The organism is uncultured Fibrobacter sp., from assembly GCF_900316465.1.
GTDB lineage: Bacteria > Fibrobacterota > Fibrobacteria > Fibrobacterales > Fibrobacteraceae > Fibrobacter.
The window spans coordinates 89,324-101,476 of the sequence record NZ_ONDD01000008.1; the positions used below are offsets into that span (position 1 = coordinate 89,324).

Below are 12,153 nucleotides of genomic sequence, written 5' to 3' on the forward strand. Positions count from 1 at the left end.
CAAATATATAAAAGTCTATATTTGGAATATGTCCCTAGAAACAGAACGATTGATTCTTCGCCGTTGGCAAGATAGCGACGCCGAAGATCTTTACAAATACGCCAGCGACCCTGATGTGGGCCCTATTGCGGGTTGGCCCGTTCACAAAAATGTTCAAGAAAGTCTTGGCGTCATTCGGTACGTTTTTTGCGGAGCCGAAGCTTACGCCGTCTGTTTAAAACAAGATAACAAGGCCATCGGAGCAATCGAACTGAAGCTCAACGGCAACACCGATTTGACCGAGCGCGATGACGAATGCGAACTAGGCTATTGGATCGGCAAACCCTTTTGGGGGCAAGGGCTCATTCCCGAAGCGGCAAAAGAATTAATACGGCACGCCTTCCAAGATCTTGGCATGCGAAAAGTCTGGTGCGGATACTACGATGGAAATGAAAAATCTCGCCGAGTGCAGGAAAAATGTGGATTCAAATACCAATGGACCACCAAGGACCTTTATCTCCCCTTGATGAGCGAGCACCGCACGGGGCATGTCAGTTGCATTACAAAAGAAGAATATGAAAGTCGCTAAATTACGGCGTCAATTTTTTCGTTCCAATGGTTCGTGGTTTCACGGACCATTTCTTTTCCGCAGTCGTAAACGCATAAAAAGCACACTTCGTTCACGACTTCGTAATCGGAGCCGCCGTTGAATACGTTCGCGTTACCGTATTCTTCGCGGTCCTTCCACAGGTAGACTATGCAGGCGTTCTGCGCCGAAACCGCCTTGCAGTAGGCGGCGAGAGAATCTTCGGAAAGGTCAGCGGCGCACGTAGCCCCATTCACCACCAAGGGCGACGCAAGAATTTCGGCAAGCGATATGATTCGCGTACCATCCTTGGTCAAAATTCGCCCTGCGATGTTGAATTCGACTTCCATGCTTATTTTTCAGCAGATTCTGCCGCAGCCTTAGCGGCCTTGTCGGCGGCTTGTTCCAAGCGGGCAGGCTTTTTTGCGAGATTGCGGATGAGGCCAAACAACGCCGAAAGTTCGTTGCGGGTCGGGTGCAGGCGCTGCAAGAGCGTATTGAGGAAGTTGTCGCGCCAAGACTGGTCGTGATACTGGCCAGTCAGATAGCGGTCCAGGAATTTCTTGAAACTATCAATCTGATCAATGGTCGCCGGAGCCGTTTCGCAGGCACCCTTGCTACCACGCTTTGCGCGGCCTTCGCCGTTGGCAAGCGCACCGCTGCGGCAAAGTTCATAAAGGCCCACCGTAACGGCCTGCGCCAAGTTCAAGCTCATGAGTCCCGGCACCGGAATTTCGCACTGGTAAGTGCAAGCATTCACTTCTTCGGTCTCAAGCCCGCAAGATTCGCGGCCAAACACCAGCGCAATCGTTCCGTTTTCAGGCAGCAATTCCGAAAGCCCAGGCATCATCGTGTGCTTAATGGCTGAACCGTAAATACGACGGCTAAACGCAACCGCGCAAGCGCAAGCGCCAATGGCATCTTCAAACTTGTGCACAATGGTTGCCTTGTCCAAGACTTCGTGACTGTTCGGAGCCGTGTGGTAAGAATTTTCGATGACCTTGTCGCGTCTCGGATAAACAATATAAAGTTCATCGAGGGCATAGCAGTGCATGGCGCGGGCCACAAAGCCCACATTGTGCGGATGTTCCGGTTCGACTAGGACAACTCTAAACTTGCGCATAATTTAAACCTTCCAAATAAATCCCTTACCGCGGATTTCATTTTCAATTGTTTCGCCGGGCTGAATTTCGGCACCATTATAAATTACGGAATGCTTGATGGTCACGCCTGCGGGCACTTGAACGCCATCTTCAATGACTGCTTCGTTCACGTCGCGGCCAAGCTCCTTCAAACGAGCTTCCACCGCCGACATCAAGCCTTCGGGCGAGCCCATATCAATCCAAGTCGCATGCAGCTGCGTCATGTCCACGAACGGAGCGCGACCCGCCGCCAATTCCTGCTTCCAGAATTCGCGGATATCGAATTCCCCGTCGCGGATTCGAGAAAGAGCCTCGTCGCTATACCAAGAAACGCCCGAAAATGTTGCAGGCAAACCTTCTTCGCTGCCAAAGCGCCCGACCACACCGGCCAAGCGACCGTCCGCACCCACGCGGAACGTATTCACCTTCGGAAAATCGACCGCGAGCAAAGCCACCTGCGGGCCATTTGGCTGAGCAGCCAACACCTGCGCATTTTCTACAAATGCCTTCAAGTCAAAATTGCAATAGGCATCACCATTCATAATCAAGAGGCCACCACGATAGCCCTCGTTATAAATGCGCTTGAGCGGACCAGCCGTCCCAAGGATATCGGGCAGTTCCACCCAGACTTTTTCGAAACCTAAAGTTCCACCCGCTGCAACCACCTGGTCGGCCAGGTAATGGGCATTTGCATGCAAACGAACATTTCCGATAGCACGCGCCTTACGGGCCTGCAAGTCCAGAATCGAGGCGTCAACCACGGGAACAAGGGGCTTCGGCACGTCATTTGTAAGCGGGCGAAGACGGGTTCCAAGGCCCGCCGCTAGAATCAAAACATTCAGGGAATCGTTATTCACGGGGAATTTTTCCATTATATGTATAAAGATAGAAAAAGGCGTTCTAAAAAAAATTAACACACTTCTGCAAAGTAAGAATTCTATTTTTAGGGCACCATGAAGAAACGTTATATTGCCCTTATCGTTCTTGCGGCCCTGATCGTGCTCGTCATCGCCGCCCTCAAAATCGCTCCCGGCATCGCCAAGAACTACGTAGTCGATCACTCCGAAGAACTCATCGGCCGAAAGATGAAAATCGAAAACGTGGAATTCAGCCCGTTTACGTTTACCGTCACCGTCGACGACTTCGCCATCTTTGAACCCGACGGAACCACCCCCTTCGTGGCATTCGAAAAGTTCCGCATCAACGTGAACCCCACGCGACTCATCGCTAAAGAAATCAGTGTGAGCGAAATCTACCTGAAAGGTCTCTACACCCGCGTAGCACAGAGAGGCGACCTGTTCAACTTCAGCGACATTCTCAACAAGTTTGCCGCCGACTCGACAGCCGACACCACTGCAAAGGAAGAACCCAAGGTCGATACCACCGCAGCGGACTCTGCTCAGGCCCTGGACCTCGACCCCACCGAAGCCTTGGGCGGATTCAGCGTGGCAATCGAAAACATCACTCTTGAAAAAGGCAACATCATTTACGAAGACCTCAAGGTGGGCTCCAAGATCCACATCCAGGACTTCTCCGTTGCAATCCCCGCCGTTTACTTCAGCAACAAGAACACCGACATCGGCGTGAACCTCAAGTTCGCAAACGGTGGCGACCTCGGCGTCAAGGTCCAGTTCAACATGAAGACCCAGGACTTCGGCGTGAACGTTACGCTCAACAAGCTCGCCCTCGCCGTTGCCAAGCCCTACCTCAAGGATTTTATCAACTACAAGGATTTCGAAGGCTCCCTCGGCGTGAACCTGAACGTCGCGGGTAACGTGAACAACGTTCTTTCTTCGAACGTGAGCGGCACCGTCTCTGTAGACGACATCAAGCTCACTGAAACCAGCGGCAAGACCATTGGCGTTGCACACGTCGGCGTCGGCATTGCCAAAGCTAACGTGAACGAAATGGATTTCCGCGTGGATTCCGTGATTGTGGACGGAGCCTACGCACACCTCGACCTCTTAAAGAACGGCAAGACCAACATCGACATTTTGCTCGAACCGCTGAACAAGCCCGCAAAGGCCGCTCCGGTCGACACGACGGCCAAGGAAGAAGCCAAGGCTGCCGAAAAGTCCAAGCCGCTCAAGGCCGTGATCAACAAGCTGCAAGTGGTCAACACCAACGTTTCTGCATCCGACCACACGCCCAAGCAGACATTCAACTATAAAGTCAGCAACATCACCGTCAACGGTTCGAACATCAATTTCAACACGCCCTGCACCATCAACGTTTCTGCAGCCTTCCCCGAAGGCGGCGCACTCACGCTCAAGTACAAAGGCGCTCTCTCTGACATTAGTACCATGGACGCCTACATTAGCGTCAAAAACCTTGCGCTCAAGCACTTCTCGCCGTATAGCCACCACTACACCGGCTACCCCATCAGCTCGGGCACCATGGCATTTGCCAGCGAAAACAAGATGAACGATTGGAACATCGAAAGTAAGAATACCATCGACATCTACAACATCGACGTCGCCGACAAGGACGGAACCACCGACCCGGAATACATGGTCCCGATGAAGGTCGGCCTCTACATTCTCAAAGACAAGGATGACAAGATTCAGTTCGACGTTCCTGTGAAGGGCAACGTGAAGGACCCGGAATTCTCTTACCTGAAGATCGTATGGCAGACCGTGATGAACTTGCTCATCAAGGTGGCTCTCTCCCCGCTCAAGGTCGTGGGTAACGTGGCCGCCACGGGCGCAGGCGTTGTGGGCATTGACCTCGGCAAGAACGACGAAATCTACATTGACCCGCTCGCAAGTTCCTTTACCAGCGAACAGTTCGCCAAGGCCCAGAAGATGGTCGAAGCGCTCGCCAAGGACAAGAAACTCAAGATGAACTTTGTGCAGAACTTCAACATGAAAAAGACCGTTGAAGCCTACAAAACGCACAAGCTGAAGACCGACTTCTACAAGGCAACGCAGAACAAGACGACGCTCAACGAACTCGACGAAAAGGCCATTGTCGCCATCGAAGACAAGGATAGCGCCTACGCCGCCTACGCAGAAGCCCACGCCAAGGAACTAGACCGCAAGACCATGGAAAAGGAAATCCTCGCCATGGCCGATGCCCGCAACCAGGAACTGCTCAAGACCTTACAGCAGCAACCCGGCGTGACCAAGAAAAACGTCACCGTGACTACAGCCCCGCGCGGTTCACTCACGCAGAAGAAGGCTATGTACAAAGTGCAGATTGATGTGCAGTAGGCTGTAAGCCGAGCGGTCTGCCGTGAGCCGTCAAACGGCACTGCGTAAGCGTGCCGTGGCGGCGAGAGCGAGGCGATATCACATTCTTGATTGTGCGATAGAGCCGAGCGGTCTGTAAAGGGGCAAGTCTTCCCCTCACTACAAAAAGAGCGCTTTTAAGCGCTCTTTTTTTCGTTACCCCTTCGCCTAAGGGCTCTGCCCCTAAAACCCCGATTTTAATCTCTCAAGAAACCCGTGAGCGGGTCAGAAGCAGAGGCACCGCGGGTCAGCACACGACCAAGGCCAGCGAGGTACGCCTTACGGCCCGCTTCGATTGCAAGCTTGAAGCTCTGGGCCATCATGGGCAAGTTGCCGGCGGTTGCGAGAGCGGTATTCGCCATAATCGCAGCAGCCCCCATTTCCATGGCAGCGCAAGCTTCAGACGGTTTACCGATGCCTGCATCCACGATAATCGGGAGGTCGATTTCATCGATGAGAATCTGAATGAATTCGCGTGTCGAAAGACCCTTGTTAGACCCGATCGGAGACGCCAGCGGCATCACGGCTGCGGCACCCGCGTTAGCGAGGTCGCGCGCCACGTTCAGATCCGGGTACATATACGGCATCACGACGAAACCTTCTTTCGCCAAGGTTTCCGTCGCCTTGATGGTTTCGTAGTTGTCGGGCAAAAGGTATTTGGTGTCGCGCATGATTTCGATTTTGACGAAATCACCGCAGCCGAGTTCGCGGGAAAGACGCGCGATGCGCACCGCCTCTTCGGCGTTGCGTGCGCCGGACGTATTCGGCAACAACGTCACGCCCTTCGGAATGTAATCCAGAATGTTTTCGTGATCCTTGGTATTCGCACGGCGCACGGCGAGAGTGACAATCTCTGCGCCAGCATCGCGCACCGCAGCCTCAATCAGCTTGAGGGAGTATTTGCCGGAACCTAAGATAAAGCGGGAATTGAATTCGTGACCACCGATAACGAGTTTGTCGTCCATAAAGCCTTCTTTTTTGCAGGGCTAAATATAGCATTAGACGAGAGACGAGAGACGAAAGACGAGAGAATATTTAGGCTATTCTAACCCAAGAATTAAACGTATAGCAATCAAGGCCTGGTGAGCGGCGCAAAGCATCACGCGGGGCGCAATAAGCCCGATTCCATCATTCACATCGCTTTGGCCGTCACCGCAAACAAAAAAGCGCTTGGTCACCTTGCGAGTCGTAATCGAATTTCCGCTGTCGTAGCCCGCCATGCCAGAAGCCGCAACCAGGAACTTTTCGGGCATATTTTCAAGCACCGTGTTCACAAGCATCGCCTTCGCCTCGGCATTGTCAAAGGCCTCGCAAATCACGTCGGCCTTGCAAAGCAACGCCTTCGCATTCTCGGCGATCACTTTTTCGAAATGAGCCTCATATTCCGTATAGGGCGCAATCTCTTTCAAGTTCGCAAGCAGCGCCTCGGGCTTCGGCCTGCCTACCTGACACGCCTTGTACTGCTGGCGATGCAAATTCGTGACATCGACACTGTCAAAATCAATCAGAATGAGTTTGCCGACACCGGCTCGTGCCAGAGAAATCGCAATATTCGAGCCCAGGCCGCCCAAGCCGCAAACCGCAACCGTGGCCGCCTGCAACTTGCGCACTGCTTCTGCACCCTGCCGCTTTTCAAGCGCAGCGTGCATCTCTTCGCGAGAAGGTTCGCGCATCTGCGAAAGATCAGCAGTCATCACCCGCCGCCTACAAAGTTCACGACCTCGACGACGTCGCCGTCGGCCAGCACCGTTTCGGCATACTTCGCCTTCGGAACAATTTCCTCGTTCCGTTCCACAGCGATGCGCACGGTATTGAACCCGGCTTCTGCCAGGTACTCGGCTACCGTTTTTCCGGCTGCATCGACGCTCTGTCCATTAATCGTTAACATGTGAACAAATATAAAAAAACAACAATCCATCATCATGCCTCGTTTGTAGGCAATATATTTGTTTTGTAATTTATACAACATATTCTGTCATACATTTGCAATTAAAACTTATATTTGCAGGCAAACAAGGAGACACAAGCGTGAAAAAATATTCTCATGCATGGATTGCCTTTATGGCCATCAAGCGTTTGGAAGTTATCGCCACCACAACCGACGAAAAAGTCATTAGCGGAGTCAGTGACAAAGTACGCACCGAGGCCAAGGCTTTGGTCAAATGGTTCAAGAACTACCGCGACTTCGTGATTAAGGGAGCCTGGTACCCCGACGACGTTTTCAAGGACATGGCCACCAGCCACATCGTCAAATACCGCCCCGCCGAAGACGGCACCTACAACACCTTTGGCAGTTTGCCCTCGACCCATAGTATTTACACCAAGATGTCCAAGGAATCGCCGCTCAAGGGCAAACCCTACAACATCGAAGGCGGCAACTGCGCTGACCGCTGCGAAGCGGTTTCGCACAGCATCATCGACAACTTCAAGATGCTCAACCGCGAAGAAAAGGGTTGCCCCATCGCCACATCGGGCAACCATATTGCCATGCGATTCTTCATTTTGAGCCACTACATTGCCGACTGCCACATGCCCCTGCATTGCGACTGTCGCCCCTATTCCGACGGCAAGGGCATTCACGGCGGCATCGAAAAGAAATGGGAAGATGCGATCAGCAAAGCCTACAAGATCGACAAGGACAACAACCGATTCTTCTACGACCCGGATGGATACCCGCTGCCGCTGACAGCATCACCATTCACCACGAACGTGGAAAAAGAAATTGCCACCCGCAAGTACATGCACGGCTGGGGCGGCAAGAACAATAACGTGTGGGACTACATGAGCGTCGTTTCGCAGTATTCCTACCTGTTCTCGTACTTCTTGATTCCCGAAGATTTCGAAAACACGAAATCCATGAAGGAATTCGAAACAGATACTGAATGGGGCAAATATTTCGAGATGTACAGCACCATGATCTTCAGCGACGCAATCGATTCCGTCGCCCGAATCTGGCTGCACATCTGGATTAAGTACAAGGACTGGGCTAAAGTCTAGAACATCACCCTGTACGGAATCTGCTTATCATACCGCCGCCCCTTAAGGTCGCGGTATTTTTTATTCTGGCCGCGCATGTCGCCCGCACGGAGGGTCCGCTCGTCGCGACCGCCAATACGGCGAATTGCAGTCGTCGTGTCCTTCACGCCCTCGTCGAACTTGATGTTCCCGAGAAGCGTTTCGCCGCCGAGGCCATCCGCCGTCAGGTAGAAGTCCTGCACTCCCTTGAGTTCTGGCATATTGGAGCAGCGCACGTCAATCCACTTGCTCTCATCGCCCGCCGAGGGCAACTCGCACTTGGAAATCACATCGCCTTTTTTGCTCTCAGTGCGGAGCGAGAGTGTACCGCCAGCTCCGTTCTTCACCTGCACAAGCACGCCCGGGCCCGCAATGGAATCCGTAATCACGTTCTCGAAAATCGCATAGCCGCCGTCCTTGATGGCAAATTCGTCCTTATCCGTCAAACGCACGCGGATGCCGTTGTCAAAGCCGTTCGCCGGAATCGTATCGCGAATAATGCGCAAGAAGTCGAGACGGTCGAGTTCCGCATAATGCTTGCCCTTCGTAATCTCGATAAAATTCGAGCCGCGCTTGAGTTTCGCGGGAATATACACCACCGACTTTTCAGGGAACGCGCTCCACGCACCTGTTAGCGGCAGTTCCACTTCCTGATTTTTGCCGTTGACGCTCACATAGTGCGAACTACCGTTTGCACCGTCTTCGGTCCAGTTGTTGTCATAGCGGTAGCGGATCAGGTAGTCGCCCGCCTGGGGGATAATCATCGGCAAGCGAATCTTGCTGTCTTCGTAGTTGATGTAGGCGCAGAACTCGCCGTTCGATGCATCGGAACTGCTCGAAATATCCACGTGCGTCAAGGCTCCGTGTTCCGCCTCCGCACTCAGGTAACGCCCGAGGAACGGCTGCCCCAGTTCCGGCCAGCCGTCATCGGTATAGACGATGTCGCGAACTTGTATGTAGGAATTTCCGCCGTCGTTCTTGTCGTAGTAATGGTTCACGAAACGCTGGCGGTTCACATCCTGGAACGCTTCGCCGCCCGCAGGCCCGTAGTAGCGCCCGTAACGGCTCAACAGAATCGTGCCGCCGCCATTCAAGAGCGCCTTGCCGCTGCGGTCCACGTACCCGCCGTCAATGCGGTTGGAGCGCCCCACAGTCGTCTTGTAAGAATTGTTCTCGAGGTCGGCACCCTTCTTGCAGCAGTTATCCCACGCCGTAAACAGGTAGTAGTAGCCGTCGTGCTCGATGAGGCTTGCGCCCTCGATGCCCGAACCGCCGCGGTTCGCGATGTTGATCATCTTCGCACCGTCTTTCACCTTGCCTGTTTCTTCGTTCAGTTCCAGAATGTGGATGCCCGTGCCCCACGAACCGAACGCCATCCAGACCTTGCCATCGTTGTCCTTCAGCACTGCCGCGTCAATCGCGTTGTAAGCATCGCTCTTGACCGTGTGAATCACCTCGCCCTGGTCTGTCCAGCCGTAGCCGGGCTTTGTCGGGTCGATTTCCTTGCTCGCCATGAAGCCCATGCCCGACGAGCGGATGCCCATCTCGGAACCGCAATAGTACATGCGGTATTCCCCGCCAATGTAATGAATGTCCGGCGCCCAGATGTCAATCATGTTCGGCGCGTACTTGTAAAGCCACTTCGAAAATTCCGGCATGGCGGGCTCGCCGTTCTTCCAGTTCAGCGCATCCTCGGAAAACTGCATCAGCATGTGATTGTCCGTCGTGGCAAGCGCATAGCCGTCCTCGTAACGGATAATGTCTGGGTCATGCCCCGCCCAGCGAGTCTCCTTCGCATACCAATTGGCCGCAAAAGCCTGCCCCGCCATCAGTGCAGAAAGTGCAAAAACCACGTTGACTCTTTTCATAACGCCTCGCTTTCCCACACAACCAATTTAAATATACTTTCTTTTAGCCCAAAAAGAACTTTACGTCAACCTTAGAACATCACCCGGTACGGGATTTGCTTATCGAAGCGACGGCCCTTGAGGTCGCGGTAGGCCTTGCGGGCGGGCAGCATCGTATTGTCAGGACGGACAGCGCGCGAGCCAATCGCGGTCGTACCCGAAGAACTTGAGCCCGGCGCAGTTTCCGAAGAACTTGACTCAACCTCCGAACTCGAAGAATCTACGACAGGTTCCGGCAACTGGGCGGCCTTAAATTGGAATTTCTGGTTATCCGTTCCGGTGCGGACCCACGTAATCACAGGCATGCCCGTTTCCTTCGAGATGTTCAGCACGTCGCCCACAAAATCGCTATCGTAATCGCCATAAACGTAATAGCCCTTGTTCACAGACGCATTCTCGATGCGGATATCGCATGCAGTCTCCGAAGTCTTAACCGTATCGAGCAAAGCCTTGGGCGGGCAGTAATAGCGGCCGGTCGCAAAATTCTTGAGCGTGTAATGGCGTGCGGAATCGCCCTTCGCAATCACCCAGAGCTGCGCCTCGGAAGACTCGTCCGCCGGGCGCTGCACCACGATGCCGTTTTCATCTTCGAGCACCATGTTGCTATGCGTTACCGTCAAGCGGTAGCCCCCTTCGACTAGCGGGGCATTGTTCACCTTGTCTACACCTGTCGAGGTGCGCTTGATTTTCTGGATATTCGCATTTTCGTCATAATACAGGTAGTCGATATTCACGGAACGGCGGTAAGTCCAGCCGCCCGGAGAGTTCGCGCCGTGATACATAAAATACCAGTGCCCGAGATACTTGAAGATCGCCTGGTGATTCGTCTCGGAATTGTCAAGTTTGTCGTTGACGACACCCTTCTGCGTCCAGGGACCATTCAAACTCGGAGCCATCGAGTAGTTCGTCGTGGAGGGGTAACCCGAGGCGTAACTGAAGTAGTAGTTGCCGCGGTACTTGTGCATCCACGGGGCCTCGAAAAAGTCCTTGATCTTGATATCTTCGGGAGTGCTCGCGAGTTCGAGCATATTCTCCTTGAGTTTCACGCGGCGGCCCGCATTCCACGAGCCCCAATACATCCAGATATCATCGCCGTCGTAGAAAATCGCGGGGTCAATATTCAGCGCCACGTCATTCTGCGTGTTGTCGGTCACTAGCGCATGCCCGAGCGCGTCCGTCCACGGTCCCGACGGATGGTCCGCCACCGCAACGCCAATCGCAAAGCCTTCGTCCTGCTTGATAGTCGCATGGTGCACCGCCACGTACCAGTAGAACTTGCCGTTACGGTATTCACAATGCCCCGCAAATGCGCTCGCGTTCGCCCACTTGAAAGTCTTGACGCTTAGCACCGCGCCGTAGTCGTGATAGTTTTCCATGTCGTCGGTCACCATCACGTGCCAGTCGTTCATCACGAACGCCTTGTTGTTATTGCCCTGCGGACCCTGCTCGTCGTGCCCTGCGAAAATGAACAGGCTGTCGTGATACACAAGCGCCGCCGCATCCGCCGAATAGAAATCAGTCGTGAGCGGATTCGCCGCAAAACAAGCCGCAGCCGCAAGCAACGCGATTGAAGAAATGACACCCAATTTTTTCATATACTCATACCAATCCTAAACCAAAGAGATCCTTCTCCCCGCAAGGGGGATCATGCTCACATAAGCGCTGAAGCACTAAGTGATCAAAGAGGCTTCGGCGCAAGCGCCTTGCTCAGGATGACACGTAACTAAAACATCACCCGATACGGAATCTGTTTGTCGAAGGAGCGCCCCTTCAGGTCACGATATGCCTTGCGGGCTTGAGAATCGTGGCGAATTGCACGCGGGGCGATCGCGGTTGTGCCCGAGGAACTCGATGTTGCGACGCTGGAACTGGAAATCGGGTCGCCGCACGGGGCCTGATTGCATACAATTTCCCCAGACGAGGCCGCAAACACGATGTTCTTGCCGTTCAGCTCTGTCACCGCGCGCTTTGTGACGTACTTGTTCGTACGGATCAGCGCCCAGCACGTCTTTCCGTTCACGACTCTCTGCTCGGCTGTGAAGATCTGGGCATTCCTATTTGACGTGGTCTTGTAGAGGCTCACGTTCGTGTTCTTCTCGCTGTTCTGATACATCACGTCCATGCTGTGCTCGCGACCCAGCCTGCTGTTGAAGGTATACTTCGCTCCGGCCTTCAGCTTGTACTGCTTGCGCCTCAGCACCTTGACCTTGCAGCTCGCGCTCTTGCCGCCGTCCTCGCTCTTCACAGTGATCGTCACCGTGCCGGGCTTCACTCCGGTCACTTTGCCGTTCTTA

General features: G+C 53.7%; 12 protein-coding genes. 3 read left to right on the plus strand and 9 right to left on the minus strand.

Going from position 1 to position 12,153, the window contains the following annotated elements:
- Positions 1–28: 28 nt before the first annotated feature.
- Positions 29–568 carry a GNAT family N-acetyltransferase gene (locus QZN53_RS04785; protein WP_163437757.1) on the plus strand — a complete coding sequence of 180 codons (540 nt, stop codon included), beginning with the start codon at positions 29–31 and terminating at the stop codon, positions 566–568.
- Here QZN53_RS04785 and QZN53_RS04790 read toward each other — a convergent pair.
- The 3 genes from QZN53_RS04790 to QZN53_RS04800 are packed head-to-tail and all read right to left on the minus strand — an operon-like array spanning position 565 to position 2,579.
- Complete coding sequence (locus tag QZN53_RS04790; protein WP_163437758.1) at positions 565–915, minus strand: hypothetical protein; 351 nt, start codon at positions 913–915, stop codon at positions 565–567. The two genes, QZN53_RS04785 and QZN53_RS04790, sit on opposite strands and share 4 nt — an antisense overlap.
- 2 nt (positions 916–917) lie before the next feature.
- Positions 918–1,688, minus strand: coding sequence for an RNA methyltransferase (locus tag QZN53_RS04795; RefSeq protein WP_163437759.1), 771 nt, complete (start codon positions 1,686–1,688; stop codon positions 918–920).
- A 3-nt stretch (positions 1,689–1,691) separates the two neighbouring features.
- On the minus strand, positions 1,692–2,579 hold the full coding sequence (locus tag QZN53_RS04800) for a sugar phosphate nucleotidyltransferase (RefSeq protein ID WP_294651910.1): 888 nt from the start codon (positions 2,577–2,579) through the stop codon (positions 1,692–1,694).
- An 81-nt stretch (positions 2,580–2,660) separates the two neighbouring features.
- Between QZN53_RS04800 and QZN53_RS04805 the strand changes: the two genes are divergently transcribed.
- Positions 2,661–4,919, plus strand: a complete 2,259-nt coding sequence (locus tag QZN53_RS04805) for a DUF748 domain-containing protein (RefSeq protein WP_163437760.1) — start codon at positions 2,661–2,663, stop codon at positions 4,917–4,919.
- Between the two features lie 215 nt (positions 4,920–5,134).
- Here QZN53_RS04805 and QZN53_RS04810 read toward each other — a convergent pair whose 3' ends face one another.
- From QZN53_RS04810 to thiS, 3 genes are all read right to left on the minus strand, one after another.
- Complete coding sequence (locus QZN53_RS04810; protein ID WP_163437761.1) at positions 5,135–5,902, minus strand: thiazole synthase; 768 nt, start codon at positions 5,900–5,902, stop codon at positions 5,135–5,137.
- A 75-nt stretch (positions 5,903–5,977) separates the two neighbouring features.
- Positions 5,978–6,631, minus strand: a complete 654-nt coding sequence (gene thiF, locus QZN53_RS04815; protein ID WP_205428121.1) for a thiamine biosynthesis protein ThiF — start codon at positions 6,629–6,631, stop codon at positions 5,978–5,980.
- Complete coding sequence (gene thiS, locus QZN53_RS04820; protein ID WP_294651913.1) at positions 6,631–6,825, minus strand: sulfur carrier protein ThiS; 195 nt, start codon at positions 6,823–6,825, stop codon at positions 6,631–6,633. Before thiS ends, thiF begins: the two co-directional genes overlap by 1 nt.
- 140 nt (positions 6,826–6,965) lie before the next feature.
- On the opposite strand from thiS, the gene QZN53_RS04825 reads away from it, so the two are divergent.
- The gene (locus QZN53_RS04825) at positions 6,966–7,934 is read left to right on the plus strand and encodes a hypothetical protein (RefSeq protein ID WP_163437762.1); all 969 of its coding nucleotides are present in this window, start codon (positions 6,966–6,968) and stop codon (positions 7,932–7,934) included.
- Here QZN53_RS04825 and QZN53_RS04830 read toward each other — a convergent pair.
- The 3 genes from QZN53_RS04830 to QZN53_RS04840 all read right to left on the minus strand — a co-directional run bounded on the left by QZN53_RS04830 (position 7,931) and on the right by QZN53_RS04840 (position 12,116).
- The gene (locus tag QZN53_RS04830; protein ID WP_294651915.1) at positions 7,931–9,820 is read right to left on the minus strand and encodes a family 43 glycosylhydrolase; all 1,890 of its coding nucleotides are present in this window, start codon (positions 9,818–9,820) and stop codon (positions 7,931–7,933) included. The two genes, QZN53_RS04825 and QZN53_RS04830, sit on opposite strands and share 4 nt — an antisense overlap.
- Before the next feature lie 71 nt (positions 9,821–9,891).
- Complete coding sequence (locus QZN53_RS04835) at positions 9,892–11,454, minus strand: family 43 glycosylhydrolase (protein ID WP_163437763.1); 1,563 nt, start codon at positions 11,452–11,454, stop codon at positions 9,892–9,894.
- A gap of 128 nt (positions 11,455–11,582) precedes the next feature.
- On the minus strand, positions 11,583–12,116 hold the full coding sequence (locus QZN53_RS04840; protein WP_163437764.1) for a hypothetical protein: 534 nt from the start codon (positions 12,114–12,116) through the stop codon (positions 11,583–11,585).
- Positions 12,117–12,153: the final 37 nt, after the last annotated feature.

Excerpts from the sequence above, each read along its gene's own strand:
- QZN53_RS04835 (WP_163437763.1), bottom strand. The coding sequence starts at position 11,454 with ATGAAAAAATTGGGTGTCATTTCTTCAATCGCGTTGCTTGCGGCTGCG.
- QZN53_RS04805 (WP_163437760.1), top strand. The coding sequence starts at position 2,661 with ATGAAGAAACGTTATATTGCCCTTATCGTTCTTGCGGCCCTGATCGTG.
- QZN53_RS04795 (WP_163437759.1), bottom strand. The coding sequence starts at position 1,688 with ATGCGCAAGTTTAGAGTTGTCCTAGTCGAACCGGAACATCCGCACAAT.
- QZN53_RS04800 (WP_294651910.1), bottom strand. The coding sequence starts at position 2,579 with ATGGAAAAATTCCCCGTGAATAACGATTCCCTGAATGTTTTGATTCTA.
- QZN53_RS04785 (WP_163437757.1), top strand. The coding sequence starts at position 29 with ATGTCCCTAGAAACAGAACGATTGATTCTTCGCCGTTGGCAAGATAGC.
- QZN53_RS04810 (WP_163437761.1), bottom strand. The coding sequence starts at position 5,902 with ATGGACGACAAACTCGTTATCGGTGGTCACGAATTCAATTCCCGCTTT.
- thiF (WP_205428121.1), bottom strand. The coding sequence starts at position 6,631 with ATGACTGCTGATCTTTCGCAGATGCGCGAACCTTCTCGCGAAGAGATG.
- thiS (WP_294651913.1), bottom strand. The coding sequence starts at position 6,825 with ATGTTAACGATTAATGGACAGAGCGTCGATGCAGCCGGAAAAACGGTA.
- QZN53_RS04830 (WP_294651915.1), bottom strand. The coding sequence starts at position 9,820 with ATGAAAAGAGTCAACGTGGTTTTTGCACTTTCTGCACTGATGGCGGGG.
- QZN53_RS04790 (WP_163437758.1), bottom strand. The coding sequence starts at position 915 with ATGGAAGTCGAATTCAACATCGCAGGGCGAATTTTGACCAAGGATGGT.